The organism is Lysobacter sp. Soil_C_59, from assembly GCF_057656415.1.
This window is the reverse complement of the sequence record NZ_JBDGKK010000004.1, coordinates 376015-393646: the sequence shown is the minus strand read 5'-3', so window position 1 is coordinate 393646 and position 17632 is coordinate 376015. Positions and strand designations below refer to the sequence as shown.

Sequence of the window (17632 nt, the reverse complement as noted above, 5' to 3'; positions counted from 1 at the left end):
CCATGGACGGCGACGTAGCAAACACGCACGTACAGACCGTCGATGTCGGTGACGTACTGGCGGCGCAGGCCCGCCTGCGCCGCTACCTGCCACCGACCCCGCTCCACTATGCCGAGCGCTTCGGCTGCTGGCTGAAGCTGGAGAACCTGCAGCGCACCGGTTCCTACAAGGTGCGCGGCGCGCTCAATGCGTTGCTGGCCGCGCGCGAGCGCGGTGACCATCGCACGGTCATCGCCGCGTCGGCCGGCAACCACGCACAGGGCTTGGCCTGGGCGGCCTATCGCCTTGGCGTCAATGCGATCACGGTGATGCCGCGCTGCGCGCCGCAGACCAAGATCGCCGGCGTCGCCCATTGGGGCGCGACGGTGCGCCTGCACGGCGACAGCTACGACGAAGCCAAGGCCTTCGCGGCCGAACTCGCCCTGCAGAACGATTACCGCGTGCTGTCGGCGTTCGACGATCCCGACGTGATCGCCGGCCAGGGCACGGTCGGGCTGGAACTGGCGGCGCTGGCGCCGGACGTGGTGCTGGTGCCGATCGGCGGCGGCGGGCTCGCTTCGGGTGTCGCGCTGGCGATGAAATCGCAGGGCGTGCGCGTGATCGGCGCCCAGGTCGAAGGCGTCGATTCGATGCTGCGCGCGTTGCGCGGCGACTGCGTGCCGCGCGAACCGGCGGCGACCCTGGCCGATGGCGTGCGAGTCAAGGTGCCCGGCCATCTGACGCGTCAGCTGCTGTCGCAACTGCTGGACGACGTGATCGTCGTACGCGAGGCCGAGCTGCGCGAGACCCTGGTTCGATTGGCGCTGGAAGAGCACGTCATCGCCGAGGGCGCCGGCGCACTCGCACTGGCCGCAGGTCGCCGCGTCGCCGGCAAGCGCAAATGTGCCGTCGTCTCCGGCGGCAATCTCGATGCCGGCGTGCTGGCGCAACTGCTTTCCGAAGTCCGCCCGCGCGCGCCGCGACGTCCGCGCCGCCGCCATCGCGAACAACCGGCGCCACTGGAGCCGGCCATCACCACGCTTCGACCCGCAACGCCAAACCCACCCATTCGCGCCGCCGCCGTGCGCACCCGCAACGAGGAGCTCACCGCATGAACGACCCCGCCTCCCGAGTACGGATCTTCGACACCAGCCTGCGTGACGGCGAGCAGTCGCCCGGCTGCAGCATGACGCCGGCGCAGAAGCTTCGCTTCGCCCATGCGTTGTCGGAGCTCGGTGTCGACGTGATCGAGGCCGGCTTCCCGGCCAGCTCGGAGACCGACATGGGCGCCGTGCGCGCGATCGCCCGCGAGGTGCGTGGCGCCACTGTCGCGGCGCTGGCCCGTTGCCACGAGGGCGACATCGAGGCCTGTGCGCGGGCGCTCGACGGTGCCGTGCATCCGCGCATCCATGTCTTCATCTCGACCAGCCCGCTGCACCGGGAGCACAAGCTCGGCCTGAGCCGGGATCAGGTGCTCGAACGCGCGGTGATGGGCGTCGAACTGGCGCGTCGGCACGCCGACGATGTCGAGTTCTCGGCCGAAGACGCACTGCGCACCGAACCGGAGTTCCTGGCGCAGATCTGCAGCGCTGCCGTCGCCGCCGGTGCCCGCACGCTGAACATCCCCGACACAGTCGGCTACACCACGCCGAGCGAGATCCGCTCGCTGTTCGAGTTCCTGCGGGCAAACGTGGCCGGCGCCGACCAGGCGGTGTTCTCCGCGCACTGCCACAACGACCTCGGCCTGGCCGTCGCCAACTCGCTGGCTGCGATCGAGGGTGGCGCGCGCCAGGTCGAATGCACCATCAACGGCATCGGCGAGCGTGCCGGCAACTGCGCGCTCGAGGAACTGGTGATGGCCCTGCGCGTGCGCGGCGAGTACTACGGCGCGCACACCCGCATCGACAGCCGCAGGCTGGTACCGACCTCGCGCCTGCTGTCGCGCATCACCGGCATGGCCGTGCAGCGCAATAAGGCCGTGGTCGGCCAGAACGCCTTCGCGCACGAGTCGGGCATCCACCAGCACGGCATGCTCAAGCACCGCGGCACCTACGAGATCATGCGTCCGGAAGACGTCGGCTGGGCGCAGTCGCAGATGGTGATGGGCCGGCACAGCGGCCGCGCCGCACTGAGCGATCGCCTGCAGACGCTCGGCTTCGCCCTCGACGAGGCACAGCTGAACTCCGTGTTCGCCGGCTTCAAGTCGCTGGCGGAGAAGAAGCGCGAAGTGTTCGATGCCGACCTGGAGGCGCTGGTGCTCGGCGCCGACAATCGTGCCGCGCGTGGCCATCGTCTCGCCCGACTGCATGTCAGTACCGGCGTGAACCAAGACAGCCTGCCGACCGCCAGCGTGCAGCTGGTCGATGCCGACGGCGCCACGGTGAGCGAAGCCGCCGTCGGCGACGGCCCGGTGCATGCGTTGTTTGCGGCCCTGGCCCGCGCCGCCGGGCTGGCACTGGAGATCGACAGCTACCAGGTCTCCAGCGTCACCACCGGCGACGACGCCCAGGGACAGGCCAGCCTGATCGCCCGCGTCGACGGCGTCGAGGTCACCGGCTCGGGCACCAGCACCGACATCCTCGAAGCCAGTGCGCTGGCATGGCTGGACATCGCCAACCGGGTGCTGCGCACGCGCGCGGCCGGCGCGGCCGAGCCCGAACGCAGGACGGCGGCGCTTGCCTAGCACGGCGCCTTCGTCCAGCCCCTTCTTCCGCACCTCACACCGACACCAAGCCCAGCCAATGACCAGCCAAGCACCGCGAACGTTGTTCGACAAACTGTGGGATGCCCACCTCGTCACGCCCGAAAGCGAGACCGCGCCGGCCACGCTCTACATCGACCTGCACCTGATCCATGAAGTGACCTCGCCGCAGGCCTTCGCCGAACTGGACGCGCGCAACCTGCCGGTGCGCCGGCCGGAACTGACCAAGGGCACGCTCGATCATTCCACGCCTACCCTGCCTGTCGGCGCCGACGGCCAGCACCCCTACGTCAATGCCGAGGCACGTGCACAGGTCGACAAGCTGCGCGAGAACTGCGCGCGCTTCGGCGTCGAGCTGTTCGACTACGACAGCCCGCAGCGCGGCATCGTCCACGTGATGGGCCCGGAGATGGGCCTGACCCAGCCCGGCCAGACCATCGTCTGCGGCGACAGCCACACCGCCACGCACGGTGCATTCGGTGCATTGGCGTTCGGCATCGGCACCAGCGAGGTCGGCCACGTGCTGGCGACGCAGTGCCTGCTGCAACGCAAGCCGAAGACGCTGTCGATCACGATCGATGGCGCGCTCGCACCCGGCGTCGGCGCCAAGGACCTGATCCTGCACGTGATCGGCGTGATCGGCGTCAACGGCGGTACCGGCCACGTCATCGAGTACCGCGGCTCCACCATCGGTGCGCTGTCGATGGAGCAGCGGATGACCGTGTGCAACATGTCGATCGAGGCGGGTGCGCGCGCCGGACTGATCGCCCCGGACGAAACCACCTTCGACTATCTGCGCGGTCGCCCGCGTGCGCCGCAAGGTGCGGCCTTCGATTCAGCCGTCGCGCAGTGGCGCCAGTTCCGTACGGATGAAGGCGCACGTTTCGATCGCGAAGTGCGCATCGATGCCGCCGACATCCAGCCGACGGTGACCTGGGGCACGCATCCGGGCCAGGTCGCGTCCATCGCCGCGCACGTACCCGCCTCCGGCGATGGCGACCAGGCCAAGGCCCTCGACTACATGGGCTGGCAGCCAGGCGCGGCGCTGGCAGGCCGACCGGTCGACGTGGTCTTCGTCGGCAGCTGCACCAATTCGCGCCTGTCCGACCTGCGCGAGACCGCCAGCGTGTTGCGCGGTCGCCATGTGCATCCCCGCGTGCGCATGCTGGTGGTGCCGGGCTCGGAGCAGGTCAAGCGCGAGGCCGAAGCCGAAGGCATCGATCAGATCGTGCGTGCAGCCGGCGCCGAATGGCGCGAGCCAGGCTGCTCCATGTGCATCGCGATGAACGGCGACCTGGTGGGCCCGGGCCAACTCGCGGTTTCCACCAGTAATCGCAACTTCGAAGGGCGACAGGGCAAGGGTGCGCGCACCGTGCTGGCATCGCCGCTGACCGCGGCCGCGTGCGCGGTTGCCGGCGAGATCACCGATCCAAGACCGTACCTGACGACGGCACCGGCGCAGCTGGCTGAAACCCTGGAGGTGGCCTGATGCGCCCCTTTACCGAGCTCACCTCGCGCACCGTCGTGCTGCGCGAACGCAACATCGACACCGACCAGATCATCCCGGCGCGGTTCCTGACCACCACCCAGCGCCAGGGCCTTGGCCAGTTTGCCTTCAATGACTGGCGCCGCCTGCCTGACGGCTCGTTGAACCCCGAGTTCGCCTTCAACCGCGCCGAGAACGCCGGTGCCGGCATCCTCGTCGCCGGTCGCAACTTCGGCTGCGGTTCCTCGCGCGAGCATGCGCCGTGGGCGCTGGCCGACCTCGGCCTGCGCGCGGTGATCAGCGCCGAGATCGCTGACATCTTCCGCAGCAACGCGCTCAAGAACGGGCTGCTGCCGATCGTGCTCGACGAGGCCGTCGTCGATGAACTTCTCGACCGGCCCGGCATCGAACTGCACATCGACGTCGCGCAGCGCAGCGTGACCCTGCCCGGTGGCAGCCGCGTCGAGTTCCCGCTCGACGCCTTCGCCCGGACCTGCCTGCTCGAAGGCGTCGACCAGCTCGGTTACCTGCTCCGCCAGGACGAAGCCATTGCCCATTTCGAATCCCAGCGCGCCACATCCAACCAGGAGTTCGTCCATGCAAGCTGACATCGTCGTTCTTCCCGGCGACGGCATTGGCCCGGAGGTCACCGCCGCGGCCGTGGAGGTGCTGCGCGCGGTCGCGCAGCGCTATGGCCATGTGTTCCGCTTCGAGCAGCATCTGATCGGCGGCGCCGCCATCGATGCCACCGGCTCGCCGCTGCCGCCCGAAACGCTGACGGCGGCGCAGCGCGCCGATGCGGTGCTGCTCGGTGCCGTCGGTGGTCCGAAGTGGTCAGACCCCAAGGCCGCGGTGCGCCCCGAGCAGGGCCTGCTGGCGATCCGCAAGGCGCTGGGCCTGTACGCCAACCTGCGTCCGGTCAAACCACACCCGGCCGCGCTCGGTGCCTCGCCGATCAAGCCGCACCTGCTCAACGGCGTCGACCTGGTGGTCGTGCGCGAGCTCACCGGCGGCATCTATTTCGGCGCCAAGCAGCGCGGCAACGATTCGGCCAGCGACCTGTGCGAGTACACCGTCGCCGAGATCGAACGCGTGGTCCGTCGCGCCTGCACGCTGGCGCGCGAGCGTCGCGGCCATGTCACCTCCGTCGACAAGGCCAACGTTCTGGAGACCTCGCGGCTGTGGCGCGAAGTAACGACGCGGATCGTGCGCGACGAGTTCCCCGACATCACGCTCGAACACCAGCTGGTCGACTCGATGGCCATGCACCTGCTGGCCAAGCCGCGCGAGTACGACGTGATCGTCACCGAGAACATGTTCGGCGACATCCTGACCGACGAGGCATCGATGCTCGCCGGTTCGCTTGGCCTGTTGCCGTCGGCTTCGCTGGGCGAAGGCCGGGTGGGGCTCTACGAGCCGATCCACGGTTCGGCACCGGACATCGCCGGCCGCGGCATCGCAAACCCTTACGCGACGATCCTCAGCACGGCGCTGCTGTTGCGCCACTCGCTCGGCCTGGAGAGTGAGGCGCGCTGCATCGAGAAGGCGGTCGGAGCGGCGCTCGATGCGGGCGTGTTCACCGCCGACATCGCCGCAGCCGGGCGCGGGGTCAGCACCCAGGCGGCAACCGCCGCGGTACTGGCGCAGCTGCAGATCGAATGTGAGCCAGTGGTGATGCGCGACTGAAGGTTCCGTTGCCGGGATCCGGGTGGCCCGCGCATTGATGGCGCGGTCACACCCCCGCGGCTAGGGTGCGCGCATGACGCGTACCCTCCGGCTTGTCACGGCGATCATCGCCACCCTGCTGCTTCTGCCTGCATGCCGCTCCGCGCCATCGGAGGCTGACGCGCCGCCCGTTCCCGGGAGTGAAAGGCATCAGCCGGCGGACGCCTTCTTCGCCAACCTGCAGGCGCTTTGCGGCAAGGCGTTCGCTGGTCGCATCGTGGCCGACGATCCGCCTACTCCGGGGGCGCCGTACGCGGGAAAGGCGCTGATCATGCATGTCCGCCAGTGCGAGCATGACCGCATCGCCATTCCCTTCCACGTCGGGGAGGACCACTCCCGCACGTTGCTGATAACGCGCACGGCTTCCGGCCTCACGCTCGATCACGATCGCCGTAACCGCGACGGCAGCCCGGATGTGCTGACGCTGTATGGCGGCGCCACGGTCGACCTCGGCACCGCCACGCGCCAGGTGTTTCCGGCCGATGCCCGGTCCAAGGCATTGTTCCAGCGCAACCAGCGCAGCGACTCCATTTCCAACGTGTGGACGCTGGAGATAGAGCCAGGCCAGATCGCCGCCTACGAACGCACGCGTCCAGGCCGCCGCTTCCGCATCGAGTTCGACCTGACCCGACCGGTGCCGGCACCGCCGGCACCCTGGGGCTGGTAGGCAACGTTTACTGCGCCGGCGCCTTCACCCGGAACCACGCCGCGTACAGCGCCGGCAGGAACAGCAGCGTCAGGAACGTCGCCACCGTCAGGCCGCCCATGATGGCCACCGCCATCGGCCCGAAGAACGCGCTGCGCGACAGCGGGATCATCGCCAGGATCGCCGCCAGCGCGGTCAGCACGATCGGCCGGAAGCGGCGCACCGTCGCCTCGACTATCGCCTGCCAGTGCTCGGCGCCGGCGCCGATGTCGTGCTCGATCTGGTCGACCAGGATCACCGAGTTGCGCATGATCATGCCCGCCAGCGCGATCGTGCCGAGCATCGCCACGAAGCCGAACGGCACGCGGAACACCAGCAGGAACAAGGTCACGCCGATCAGCCCCAGCGGTGCAGTCAGCAGCACCAGGAAACTGCGCGAGAAGCTGCGCAGCTGCATCATCAGCAAGGTGAACACCGCGAACAGGAACAGCGGCACGCCGGCGACGATCGAGTTCTGTCCGCGCGCGGAGTCCTCGACACTGCCACCGACATCGATCGAGTAGCCGTACGGCAGCTTCGCCCGCAGCTCATCAAGGGTGGGCGAAATCTGCGCGGTGACCGTCGCCGGCTGCGTACCGTCATAGATGTCGGCGCGCACGGTCATCGTCGGGCTGCGGTCGCGGTGCCAGATGATGCCTTCCTCGAAGCCGTACTCGAGGGTGGCGATCTGGGTCAGCGGCACGCTCTGGCCACTCTGCGTGGGCACCATCAGGCTGCTGAGCATTTCCAGGCGCAGGCGCTCCTCGGCCGGGCCGCGCAGCAGCATCTCGACCAGCTCGTTGCCTTCGCGGTAGGTGCTCACGTGCGAGCCCGACAGCGAGCTCGACAGGAACTGCGCCAGTCGCGCCGAACTCACGCCCAGCGCGCGCGCACGCTCCTGGTCGACGACCAGGCGCACGACCTTGTTCGGCTCGTCCCAGTCGAAGTTGACGTTGACCACGTGCGGGTTGGCGCGAATCTTCTGCTGCACCTGGTAGGCGATCCTGCGGACCTGGTCGATGTGCTCGCCCGACACGCGGAACTGCACCGGATAGCCCACCGGCGGACCGTTCTCCAGGCGCGTGACGCGCATCTGCAGTTCCGGGAAGCGCTTGAACACGTCCTCGATCAGCCAGTGGCGAATGTCCTCGCGCGCTTCCAGGTTCTTCGGCGTCAGCACGAACTGGGCGAAGTTGGCCGCCGGCAGTTGCTGGTCCAGCGGCAGGTAGTAGCGCGGCGAACCGGTGCCGACGTAGGCGACATAGCTGGCCAGGTCCTTGCGGCCGGCGAGGATCTTTTCCAGGCGCTCGGCCTGTTCCGAAGTCGCACGCAGCGAGCTGCCTTCGGCCAGTTCGACATCGACCATCAGTTCCGGTCGCGTCGAATCCGGGAAGAACTGCTGCGGCACGAAGCGGAAGGCGAACACCGAGGCCACGAACGCCGCCGCGGTGACGCCGATGACCAGCCAGCGTCGACGCACGCAGAACGTCACCCAGCCACGGAAACGGGTGTAGAACTTGCTCGCGTAGGGATCGTGGACGTGGCCATCGATCGGCGGCTTCGGCGCGAGGTAGTCGTGGAAGGCCGGGAAGCGGTCGGCCAGGCGCTCGCGGAAACCGCGCCAGCGCGCCGGCAACGAGCCCGGCTTCGGCGGCGCCGCGGCGTGGCCATAATCAGGAAGCAGCTTGTCGCCGAGGTACGGAATGAAGGCGACTGCCGCGATCCACGACACCACCAGCGCGATCGTGACCACCTCGAACAGCGACCGCGTGTATTCGCCCGTGCTCGAACGCGCCGTGGCGATCGGCAGGAAGCCCGCGGCCGTGATCAGCGTGCCGGTGAGCATCGGGAAGGCCGTGCTTTCCCAGGCGAAAGCGGCCGCCTTCAGGCGACTGAAGCCCTGCTCCATCTTGATGGCCATCATCTCCACCGCGATGATCGCGTCGTCGACGAGCAGGCCCAGCGCCAACACCAGCGCGCCCAGCGAAATCTTGTGCAGGCCGACACCGAAGAACGACATCACCGCGAACGTCATCGCCAGCACCAGCGGGATCGACAGCGCGACCACCAGGCCGGTGCGCAGGCCGAGCGAGAAGAAGCTCACCAGCAGCACGATGGCCACGGCCTCGGTCAGCACCTTGATGAACTCGCCGACTGATTCTTCGACGGCGGCCGGCTGGTCGGCGACCTTGCGCAGCTCCATGCCCGCCGGCAGCGTCTTCTGCAGGGCGGCGAACTCACCTTCCAGGGTCTTGCCGAGCTTGAGGATGTCGCCACCCTCCTTCATCGCCACGCCAATGCCGATGGCGTCTTCGCCCATGAAGCGCATGCGCGGTGCGGGCGGATCGGAGAAGCCGCGGCGCACGTCGGCAACATCGCCGAGACGGAAGGTGCGGTCGCCGACGCGGATCGGGAACTCGCGGATCTGTTCGACCGACTTGAACTTGCCGCCCACGCGCAACGGCACGCGCGTGCTGCCGGTCTCGAAGAAGCCGGCCGGCACCATCGCGTTCTGCTCGTCGAGCGCCTGCTGCACCGCCGAGGCAGGGATGCCCAGCGTGGCCAGCTTTACGTTCGACAGTTCGATCCAGACCTTCTCGTCCTGGACACCAAACAGTTCGATCTTGCCGACGTCCGGCTGCGACTGCAGCGCCAGCTGCACGCGCTCGGCATAGTCCTTGAGTACGGCGTAGTCGAAGCCCTTGCCGGTCAGCGCATAGATGTTGCCGAAGGTGTCGCCGAACTCGTCGTTGAAGAACGGCCCCACGACGTCGCTGGGCAGGGTCGGGCGGATGTCGCCGATCTTCTTGCGCACCTGGTACCACAGCGGCCCGATGTCCTTGGAACGCAGCGAATCCTTGGCGATGAACATCACCTGCGATTCGCCCGCGCGCGAGTACGAGCGGATGAACTCGTACTGGCCGGTCTCCATCAGCTTCTTCTCGACGCGCTCGGTGACCTGGCGCGAGACCTCTTCGGCGGTCGCGCCCGGCCACAGCGTGCGGATCACCATCACCTTGAAGGTGAAGGACGGATCCTCGCTGCGGCCCAGCTTCAGATACGAGAACGTGCCGGCGATCGCCATCACCAGCATGGCGTAAACAATCAGGCTGCGATGGCGCAGGGCCCATTCGGAGAGGTTGAAGCGCATGGGTCAGTTCGCCGTCACGGGACGGTTGTCGCGATCCACCGGCTGCACCTTCTGGCCGACGCGCAGCAGATGGCCACCGGCGGCGACCACCCAGTCGCCGGGGCTGACGCCACTGATGATCGGCACGCGGTCCTCGCCGAACGGCCCGGTCTTCACCGGCTGCAACTTCAACGTCGAGGTCTTCGGGTCGACCACGAACACAGCGCTGCCATGGGGACCGCGCTGCACGGCCGCCAGCGGAACGCTGAGGCCGCCGTGCCCATTTCCCGGCAGGAAGACGCGCGCGCTCTGACCCAGTTCGAGGGCTCCGGCTGGCGCATCGACGCTGATCCGCGCCGCATAGGTGCGCGAGGCCGGATCGGCTGCCGGCGAGATCTCGCGGATGCGGCCGGGCCAGCGCTTGCCCGGCTGCGACCACGACTCCACCAGCACCGGCTGCCCGGGCTTGATGTCCGAGACGATGCCCTCGGGCAAGGCGAAGGCGACTTCGCGCACACCGTCGGCGGCCAGCGAGAACACCGCCTGGCCGGCGGCGACGACCTGTCCCGCCTCGGCGCTGCGCGTGGCGATCACGCCGTCGGCCGGTGCGCGCAGTTGCGAGTAAGCGGCCTGGTTGCGGGCGACTTCGAGATTGGCGCGGGCGGAATTGACCTGCCCCTGCGCGGCCTGAGTCGCGGCGTTCTGCGCGTCGAGCGTGGAACGGCTGACCAGCTGGTCGTTGGCGAGGCGCGCGAAGCGGACCTGGTCGGCCTTGGCGCGACCCAGTTCGGCTTCGGCCGCAGCCAACTGCGCCTGCGCCGCGCGTGCCTGCGCCTGCAGGTCGCCCGGGTCGAGCACGGCCAGCAGGTCGCCCTTGCGCACGTGCGCACCGACATCGACCTTGCGTTCGATCAGCTTGCCGCCGACGCGGAACGACAGTGGGCTTTCTTCGCGCGCCCGCACTTCGCCGGCGAAGGCGGTAGCGGTCTGGGTCGATTCACCCGGGCGGGTCACCAGCACCGGGCGGGCTTCCTCCTCCGGTTTGGCATCACTGCTGCAGGCCATCAGGGCCAGGGTCGAAAGGCCAAGCATCGCAACCAGCGCGAGTCGGGCAGCGGTGGGGGGACTGCTGCGCATTGCGGGTGACCTCGAGGTTAATTATTGTACCTGGCAGTACTGTATAAATATCAAACTCAATAGTCTAGTATTCCCGCATGACTGTTTCACGCCAGCCCAGCCCCCCGAAGTCCACCGGACCGGGACGTCCCAAGGATCTGGGAAAGCGCGCCGCGATATTGGAAGCGGCCAAAAGAATGTTTACTCAGCTCGGCTACGACGGATCCAGCATGGACCAGATCGCCGCCGAAGCCGGGGTCTCCAAGCTCACCGTCTACAGCCATTTCGGCGACAAGGACGCGCTGTTCGCGGCCGCCATCGAGGCGCATTGCGAGCAGTCGCTGCCGTCGTCGCTGTTCGAGCCGTCGCCGGCGACGCCGTTGCGCGAGCGCCTGGCGACCATCGCCCGCGCCTTCTACACCATGATCAGCTCACCCGAAGCGGTCGCCGGCCATCGCATGCTGTGCACCCCGCAGGTCGCCCATTCGGCCCTGCCCAAGCTGTTCTGGGAAGCCGGCCCGATGCGGGTGCAGGGCGATTTCGCCACCCTGCTCGAGCGCCGGATCGGCGCCGGCGAACTCGACATCGCCGATGTGCCGCGCGCGGCCGGACAGTTCTTCGCCCTGCTCAAGGGCGAGCCGCACGCCTGCCTGGTGTTTGGTGGCCCGGCCCCGACGGAGGAGGAAATCGAAGCGCACCTTGCCGCATCGGTCGATCTGTTCCTGCGCGCCTACGCGGTGCGCGAGGTGGTTCCGGCCCCTGCGGTACGGGCGTCACGTTGATTGCCAATGCAGGCAACTTGCATGCTTGATATGACCAGATCTGGCGGTTGACGACAGGAGGGTGACTGGTCTTGATTACTTCCGGCACTCAGTCCATACCTCGCCGCTCGGCCATCCTGTGCGCCGCGCCAGCACCGGCCCGGTGGGTCATTACCGGTACAATTCGCGGTCTTCCGCGCGAGATTTCCCCCCGATGAACCCCATGGATTACATCAAGGCACGCGAACTGATGGTCGAGCAGCAGGTACGTCCCTGGGACGTGCTCGATCCGCGCGTGCTCGACGTGCTGGCGACACTGCCGCGCGAGGCCTTCGTGCCCGCCGAGCACAGCCGGCTGGCCTATGCCGACCTGGCGCTGCCGCTGGCCCATGGCGAGTCGATGATGAAGCCGGTGGTCGAAGGCCGCACCCTGCAGGCGCTGGCGCTGGATCCGGGTGACGACGTCCTCGAGATCGGCACCGGCAGCGGCTTCCTGACTGCCTGCATGGGCCGCCTGGCCCGCGAAGTGGTCAGCATCGAACGCCACGCCGACCTCGCCGACAGCGCGCGCGCCGTGCTGGCGCAGCAGGGCGTCGACAACGCCCAGGTCGTCACCGCCGACGCCCTGGCCTGGACGCCGGACCGCCGCTTCAGCGCGATCTGCGTCACCGGCGCGGTGGATGTCATCCCGCAGCGCTTCATCGACTGGCTGCAGCCGGACGGACGGTTGTTCGTAGTGCGCGGCCGCTCGCCTGTGATGGAAGCGGTGCTGCTGCGCAACGATGTCAACGCTTCGCGCATCCAATCGTTGTTCGAAACCGATCTGCCCTACCTCGCCGGTGCGGCCCCCGCCCCGGCATTCAAGTTCTGACGACCCTCACACGTCTGCATGGCCTATGCGGACGGTTCAACTAGAACGCTACACGGACAAGGACATCGCATGATCCGCCGCCCGCTCGTAATCGCCCTCGCCACTGCCATGGGCCTGTCGGCCCTGATGCCGGCCACGGCTTCCGCCGAAGACCTGTTGCAGACCTACGAGCTGGCGCGCGACAGCGACCCGCAACTGTCCGCCTCCGAATCCAGCCGCCTTGCCGTCAAGGAAGGCGCGGTGCAGACGCGCGCGGCGATGCTGCCGCAGATTGATGGCAGCGCCAACCTCAGCCGCTCGGAAAACCACAACCGCGGCAACCTCGCGCTCGGCTCTGACGGCTCCGTCAGCGGCGGCAACAGCCAGATCGACACGACCACGCGCAGCAGCGAGGTCCGGCTGAGCCAGATGATCTACGACCGCGGCAACTTCACCCGCCACAAGAGCCAGAAGGCGCTCAGCGAAGCCAGCGACTTCCAGCTCGCGGCAGCCGGCAACGACCTGATCACGCGCACCTCGGCGGCCTACTTCAACGTGCTGATTGCGCTGGAGTCGCTGGTCGCGGCCGAAGCGGCCGAAACGGCGCTGAAGAAGCAGTTCGACTACGCCTCCAAGCGCCTGGAAGTCGGCCTGGCGCCGATCACCGACGTGCACGAAGCGCGCGCCCAGTACGACAGCGCGCGCGCCAACACGATCCTGGCCCGCAACGTGCTCGAGGATGCCTACCAGGGCCTGACCGAGCTGACCGGCAAGGACGTGCGCGGCGTCAAGGGCCTGCCGAAGGACTTCCAGCCGGTACTGCCGGAATCGCGCGACGCCGAAGGCTGGGTGGCCACCGCCATCGAGAACAACCCTGCGCTGCGTGCCAAGGACCTGCAGGTGCAGTCGACCGAGGCCGACGTCGAGACCGCCCGCGCCGGCCACTGGCCGCGCCTGTACCTCAACGGCAGCTACGGCGATTCCACCGGCTGGGGCGACAACACCCTGCACGACCTGGGCATCACCCGCGACATCGACAACCGTTCGTATGGCCCGGCCGTGGGCGTGACGCTGTCGGTGCCGATCTTCTCCGGCGGTGCGGTGCAATCGGGCGTTCGCCAGGCGCTGGCCCGCCGCGACGTCGCCACCGACGAGCTCGAATCGCAGAAGCGCGCACTGATCCGCAACACGCGCAACGCCTACCAGACCCTGGTCGCCAGCGTCAGCGAAGTCGAAGCCCGCCGCCTGGCGCTGGTTTCGGCCAAGAGCGCTTACGACGCGTCGCAGGTCGGCCTGGAAGTCGGTACGCGCACGGTGCTGGACGTGCTGCAGAACCAGAACAACCTCTTCCGCGCCCAGCTCGAGTACGCCCGCGCCCGCTACAACCACCTGCAGAACCGCCTGCTGCTCGAGCAGGCCGCCGGCACGCTCGACATCGCCGACGTCCAGGACATCAACCGCCTGCTCACGCTCGACACCGAGTCGTACGTGGCACCGGGTGACGTGCAGGGCTGAAGCCGACCAACGGTTGCAACATAAGAAAACCGCCGGACCTCCGGCGGTTTTTTTATGGAAGCAAGGTCCATGGATTCCCGCCTTCGCGGGAATGACGGGTTGATGGGCGTCATCAAAACCGGGGTCAGAGTACCTTTTGAGCAAAAGGTACTCTGACCCCGGTTTTTGACCCCGGTTTTTGCGATCAGGGCGCCGGCGGCAACAGCGGCTGCAGCAACGCCATCGTCCGCGCCAGTGCGCCACGGCCGGTCTCGACCAGCGCGCGCCCGGCATCCGCCATGCGTTCGCGTGCCTGCGGATCGCCCAGCAGTTCTTCCAGCGCCTCGCGCACCGCCTCGGCATCGTCGACGACGCGCACGGCGCCGGCAGCCTGCAGGCGCTGCGCGATCTCGACGAAGTTGTGCAGGTGCGGACCGGTGACGATGGCGGTGCCGGTCGCGGCCGGCTCGAGCAGATTGTGGCCACCGATCGCCTGCAGGCTGCCGCCGACGAAGGCGACATCGGCGCAGGCATAGAAACTCATCAGCTCACCCAGCGTGTCGATGACGAACACCGCATCGTCCGGATGCGGCCATTGCGTGCGCGAACGCGTCGATACCTGCCAGCCGGCCGTGCGCGCCGTGTCGGCCACCATGCGGAAACGCTCGGGATGGCGTGGCGCCCACAACAACAGCAAGTCGGGGAAGATCGCGCGCAGGCGACGGTGGATGGCGATGACCGCCATCTCCTCGTCCTCGTGCGTGCTGGCCGCGATCCAGACCGGCCGCGCGCCAGAATGGCGGCGACACTGCGCCGCGAACTCACCCAGGTTCTCCGGCACGGCCACGTCGAACTTGAGATTGCCGACCTCGACCACCTGATCGGCCCGCGCCCCCAGGCGGATGAAACGCTCCCCGTCGGCATGCGACTGCGCAGCCACGGTGCGCACCGTGCGCAACGCACGCGCCACCAGCGGCGCCAGCACGCGATAACCGCGCAGCGAACGCTCCGACAGGCGCGCATTGAGGATCAGTGCCGGGATGCCATGGTCACGGCAACCGAACAGCAGGTTCGGCCACAGCTCGGTTTCCATGATGAGCGCCGCATGCGGCCGGTAGTTGGCCAGGAAGCGCCCGACCGCACCCGGCAGGTCATAGGGCAGGTAGACGTGGGAAACGCTCTTGCCCCAAAGCGATTGCACCCGCTCCGAACCGGTCGGCGTGATGGTGGTGACCAGCAGGCGCAGGTCGGGCCGGGTGCGGCGCAGGGCGTTGACCAGCGGCACCGCCGCATTGACCTCACCGACCGACACCGCGTGCAGCCACAGCGTGGGCGGCTCCGGGCGCTCGGCATAGAAGGCATACCGCTCCTGCCAGCGCAGGAAATACGACGGCTGGCGCAGGCCGCGCCAGATCAGGTGATAAACGGTGATCGGCGCCAAAAGATAGAGCGCGACCGAGTACAGGCCACGCATCAGGCGCTCGATAGGGTCTGTCGACATCGTGACTAGGATAACCAACGAGACCGGCACTGCGGGCATGGAGGGCGGGAATTGGGAATAGGGAATTGGGGAACGATGCCGCAGGGGCACGGGCGGGCCTCTGCCCGCAGGCAAGTGCAACGCCATCGCTCACGCAGCGCGGGGCAATGACAGCCAGTCGTTCCCGCTCCACACTGCCGCCCCTCATTCCCGCTCCACCTCCCTCCATCGCCCCTAGAATCCAACCAATGGCCAAGGCAATCGAATCCCCCACCTCGCCGCCCTCCCCGCCGTTCGGCCCGCGTCACTGGCCGATGTGGCTGGCGCTGGGCGTGATGTGCCTGGGCGCCCGTTTTCCGTGGGCGCTGCAGCGCTGGCTGGGTCGCGGCATCGGTGCACTGGCCTTGCTGGTGGCCGCCGACCGTCGCCGCGCGGCGCGGATCAACCTGGCGCTGTGCTTCCCGGAGAAGACGCCGGAAGAGCGCGAGCGCCTGCTGCGCGAAAGCTTCCGCGACCTGGGCATCGGCCTGTTCGAGTTTGCACGTGCCTGGTGGGGCTCGGTCACGCCGATGCGGCGCACCGTGCGCATCGAGGGCCTGGAGCTGCTCGACGACATCCGCGCCCAAGGGCGCGGCGTGCTGATGGTCTCGGGCCATTTCATGACCCTGGAGATGTGCGGCCGGCTGATGTGCGACCACCTGCCGCTGACCGGCATGTACCGCCGCCACCGCAGCCCGGTGATGGAGTGGGCGGTCAAGCGCGGCCGCCTGCGCTATGCCAAGGCGATGTTCACCAACGAGGAAGTGCGCCCGGCGATCCGCCACCTCAAGCAAGGCGGGTTCCTTTGGTACGCGCCGGACCAGGACATGCGTGGCAAGGACACGGTGTTCGCGCCGTTCTTCGGCGTCGCCGCCGCCACCATCACCGCCACTCATCAGTTCGCCCGCCTGAGCGGCAGTGCGGTCGTACCGTTCTTCCACCGTCGCGAGGGTGGCGACTACGTGCTGCGCATCGGCGCGCCGCTGGCCGATTTCCCCTCTGCGGATGCCACCGTCGACAGCACCCGCGTAAACGCCGCGATCGAGGCGATGGTGCGCGAAGCGCCGAGCCAGTATCTGTGGATCCATCGCCGCTTCAAGCGGCGGCCGCCTGGAATGACCTCGCCTTACGCGCGCCGCAATTGAGGATGACGCTGGCGCCGTGCCGGCTAGGGCTCGATCCGCATCCCGTCCTGGGCGAACTGCATTCTTCCGGCGTAGTGCGCCTGGATGGATCGCGATACGCGTTCGCGTGACTCGTCCACACTCGCCGATAGATGGCTGAGCAGCACTGCCTTGACCCCGGCTGCCCCGGCAATCCGGCCGATATCACCAGGCGAGGTATGCAGCGCGTAGAGCGCCGGCGGAGAGTCGGGCGGGTCGAGGACGACGGCATTGAACACGAGCAGGTCGGCGCCTTTGGCGATCCGCGTAAGGGCGGCATGCCCCTGGGCGTCGATGTCGCCACTGAAGGTTATGCGTTTTCCCTTGTAGTCGACCCGATAGATCACCGCAGGCGCGTCGCGGTGATGCCCCGCGACGGCGCTGATGACGAGGTCGCCGATGCGGTGGATGACCCGGGGCTCCCTGGACGGATCGGTATCGCCCAGTGGAAACAGGTCTGAGGTCGTGAAGTCGATGGTGCCGGCGAAGTCGGCCAGGTAGGCGAAGGCGCCGGACTTGCCGAACAGCCGTTCAACGAAGCCACTGGTGGACGGAAATCGCGCCGCGACATCGCCATCGCCCTGCGCACCGGCGGGGCCGAATACGTGGAAGCCGATGTCGGTGCGGGCGCTGACCGCGCGCGCCTTGACGATGCCAGGCAGTTCGGCCGCGTGATCGGCATGCAGGTGGGTCAGCAGCACCGTGTCCAGCTGCCTGATGTCCAGCTTTGCCTCGCCCAGGCGCACCAGGCTGCCGGGCCCGGCGTCGACCAGGATGCGCGGCTCGCCATCCATCAGCAGCACATAGGCGGCGCCGGCACGGCCACTGGCACCTGGCCCACCGGATCCGAGGACTACCATCTCCAGGGGCGCCGGCGCAGGTGGCGTTGTCGCCAGGGCGGGTTGGGCAAGCACGCAGAAGAAGAGGATGCACAACAACAGCGCGCACGATGGGCGCGCCCGCCAGGAGGTTCGCGTCGCTGCTTCGCGGCTCATTGGCAGACGACGCTCATGGCATCGCGTC

Annotated in this window: 14 protein-coding genes; 10 read left to right on the top strand and 4 right to left on the bottom strand. The window is 68.2% G+C overall.

Annotated elements, in window-relative coordinates; all coding sequences use genetic code 11:
- The first annotated feature begins 2 nt into the window (after positions 1 to 2).
- The 6 genes from AC3A3Q_RS11050 to AC3A3Q_RS11025 all read left to right on the top strand — a co-directional run bounded on the left by AC3A3Q_RS11050 (position 3) and on the right by AC3A3Q_RS11025 (position 6558).
- Positions 3 to 1094 carry a threonine dehydratase gene (locus tag AC3A3Q_RS11050; protein WP_487586299.1) on the top strand — a complete coding sequence of 364 codons (1092 nt, stop codon included), beginning with the start codon at positions 3 to 5 and terminating at the stop codon, positions 1092 to 1094.
- Positions 1091 to 2662 (top strand): 2-isopropylmalate synthase, encoded by a 1572-nt coding sequence (locus AC3A3Q_RS11045; protein ID WP_487586298.1) that lies wholly within the window; start codon positions 1091 to 1093, stop codon positions 2660 to 2662. The genes AC3A3Q_RS11050 and AC3A3Q_RS11045 overlap by 4 nt, the downstream gene beginning before the upstream one ends.
- Before the next feature lie 58 nt (positions 2663 to 2720).
- Positions 2721 to 4169, top strand: a complete 1449-nt coding sequence (gene leuC / locus AC3A3Q_RS11040) for a 3-isopropylmalate dehydratase large subunit (protein WP_487586297.1) — start codon at positions 2721 to 2723, stop codon at positions 4167 to 4169.
- A complete protein-coding gene (gene leuD / locus AC3A3Q_RS11035; protein ID WP_487586296.1) occupies positions 4169 to 4774 on the top strand; it encodes a 3-isopropylmalate dehydratase small subunit in 606 nt (201 codons plus the stop codon). Before leuC ends, leuD begins: the two co-directional genes overlap by 1 nt.
- Positions 4764 to 5852 (top strand): 3-isopropylmalate dehydrogenase, encoded by a 1089-nt coding sequence (gene leuB, locus AC3A3Q_RS11030; protein WP_487586295.1) that lies wholly within the window; start codon positions 4764 to 4766, stop codon positions 5850 to 5852. The genes leuD and leuB overlap by 11 nt, the downstream gene beginning before the upstream one ends.
- 73 nt (positions 5853 to 5925) lie before the next feature.
- Positions 5926 to 6558, top strand: a complete 633-nt coding sequence (locus tag AC3A3Q_RS11025; protein WP_487586294.1) for a hypothetical protein — start codon at positions 5926 to 5928, stop codon at positions 6556 to 6558.
- A gap of 7 nt (positions 6559 to 6565) precedes the next feature.
- Here the strand turns inward: AC3A3Q_RS11025 and AC3A3Q_RS11020 are convergent, their stop codons facing one another.
- Together AC3A3Q_RS11020 and AC3A3Q_RS11015 are read right to left on the bottom strand one after the other, a co-directional pair.
- Complete coding sequence (locus AC3A3Q_RS11020) at positions 6566 to 9727, bottom strand: efflux RND transporter permease subunit (RefSeq protein WP_487586293.1); 3162 nt, start codon at positions 9725 to 9727, stop codon at positions 6566 to 6568.
- Positions 9728 to 9730: 3 nt separating this feature from the next.
- Positions 9731 to 10798, bottom strand: coding sequence for an efflux RND transporter periplasmic adaptor subunit (locus AC3A3Q_RS11015; protein WP_487586343.1), 1068 nt, complete (start codon positions 10796 to 10798; stop codon positions 9731 to 9733).
- A 122-nt stretch (positions 10799 to 10920) separates the two neighbouring features.
- Between AC3A3Q_RS11015 and AC3A3Q_RS11010 the strand changes: the two genes are divergently transcribed.
- The 3 genes from AC3A3Q_RS11010 (at position 10921) to AC3A3Q_RS11000 (ending at position 13948) form a co-directional block, all read left to right on the top strand.
- The gene (locus AC3A3Q_RS11010) at positions 10921 to 11604 is read left to right on the top strand and encodes a TetR/AcrR family transcriptional regulator (protein ID WP_487586292.1); all 684 of its coding nucleotides are present in this window, start codon (positions 10921 to 10923) and stop codon (positions 11602 to 11604) included.
- Between the two features lie 202 nt (positions 11605 to 11806).
- The gene (locus AC3A3Q_RS11005; RefSeq protein WP_487586291.1) at positions 11807 to 12454 is read left to right on the top strand and encodes a protein-L-isoaspartate O-methyltransferase family protein; all 648 of its coding nucleotides are present in this window, start codon (positions 11807 to 11809) and stop codon (positions 12452 to 12454) included.
- A gap of 69 nt (positions 12455 to 12523) precedes the next feature.
- Positions 12524 to 13948 carry a TolC family outer membrane protein gene (locus tag AC3A3Q_RS11000; RefSeq protein ID WP_487586290.1) on the top strand — a complete coding sequence of 475 codons (1425 nt, stop codon included), beginning with the start codon at positions 12524 to 12526 and terminating at the stop codon, positions 13946 to 13948.
- A 184-nt stretch (positions 13949 to 14132) separates the two neighbouring features.
- Here AC3A3Q_RS11000 and waaA read toward each other — a convergent pair whose 3' ends face one another.
- A complete protein-coding gene (gene waaA / locus AC3A3Q_RS10995) occupies positions 14133 to 15428 on the bottom strand; it encodes a lipid IV(A) 3-deoxy-D-manno-octulosonic acid transferase (RefSeq protein WP_487586289.1) in 1296 nt (431 codons plus the stop codon).
- Between the two features lie 227 nt (positions 15429 to 15655).
- Here waaA and lpxL point away from each other — a divergent pair, with 227 nt between their 5' ends.
- Positions 15656 to 16591 (top strand): LpxL/LpxP family Kdo(2)-lipid IV(A) lauroyl/palmitoleoyl acyltransferase, encoded by a 936-nt coding sequence (lpxL, locus tag AC3A3Q_RS10990; RefSeq protein WP_487586288.1) that lies wholly within the window; start codon positions 15656 to 15658, stop codon positions 16589 to 16591.
- A 23-nt stretch (positions 16592 to 16614) separates the two neighbouring features.
- On the opposite strand, the gene AC3A3Q_RS10985 is transcribed toward lpxL, so the two are convergent.
- Positions 16615 to 17469, bottom strand: a complete 855-nt coding sequence (locus AC3A3Q_RS10985; RefSeq protein WP_487586287.1) for an MBL fold metallo-hydrolase — start codon at positions 17467 to 17469, stop codon at positions 16615 to 16617.
- Between the last annotated feature and the right edge of the window lie 163 nt (positions 17470 to 17632).

What these genes read in the sequence shown, in the direction of transcription:
- AC3A3Q_RS11050 (WP_487586299.1), top strand. Translation starts at nt 3, where the DNA reads ATGGACGGCGACGTAGCAAACACGCACGTACAGACCGTCGATGTCGGT.
- AC3A3Q_RS11045 (WP_487586298.1), top strand. Translation starts at nt 1,091, where the DNA reads ATGAACGACCCCGCCTCCCGAGTACGGATCTTCGACACCAGCCTGCGT.
- leuC (WP_487586297.1), top strand. Translation starts at nt 2,721, where the DNA reads ATGACCAGCCAAGCACCGCGAACGTTGTTCGACAAACTGTGGGATGCC.
- leuD (WP_487586296.1), top strand. Translation starts at nt 4,169, where the DNA reads ATGCGCCCCTTTACCGAGCTCACCTCGCGCACCGTCGTGCTGCGCGAA.
- leuB (WP_487586295.1), top strand. Translation starts at nt 4,764, where the DNA reads ATGCAAGCTGACATCGTCGTTCTTCCCGGCGACGGCATTGGCCCGGAG.
- AC3A3Q_RS11025 (WP_487586294.1), top strand. Translation starts at nt 5,926, where the DNA reads ATGACGCGTACCCTCCGGCTTGTCACGGCGATCATCGCCACCCTGCTG.
- AC3A3Q_RS11020 (WP_487586293.1), bottom strand. Translation starts at nt 9,727, where the DNA reads ATGCGCTTCAACCTCTCCGAATGGGCCCTGCGCCATCGCAGCCTGATT.
- AC3A3Q_RS11015 (WP_487586343.1), bottom strand. Translation starts at nt 10,798, where the DNA reads ATGCTTGGCCTTTCGACCCTGGCCCTGATGGCCTGCAGCAGTGATGCC.
- AC3A3Q_RS11010 (WP_487586292.1), top strand. Translation starts at nt 10,921, where the DNA reads ATGACTGTTTCACGCCAGCCCAGCCCCCCGAAGTCCACCGGACCGGGA.
- AC3A3Q_RS11005 (WP_487586291.1), top strand. Translation starts at nt 11,807, where the DNA reads ATGGATTACATCAAGGCACGCGAACTGATGGTCGAGCAGCAGGTACGT.
- AC3A3Q_RS11000 (WP_487586290.1), top strand. Translation starts at nt 12,524, where the DNA reads ATGATCCGCCGCCCGCTCGTAATCGCCCTCGCCACTGCCATGGGCCTG.
- waaA (WP_487586289.1), bottom strand. Translation starts at nt 15,428, where the DNA reads ATGTCGACAGACCCTATCGAGCGCCTGATGCGTGGCCTGTACTCGGTC.
- lpxL (WP_487586288.1), top strand. Translation starts at nt 15,656, where the DNA reads ATGGCCAAGGCAATCGAATCCCCCACCTCGCCGCCCTCCCCGCCGTTC.
- AC3A3Q_RS10985 (WP_487586287.1), bottom strand. Translation starts at nt 17,469, where the DNA reads ATGGTAGTCCTCGGATCCGGTGGGCCAGGTGCCAGTGGCCGTGCCGGC.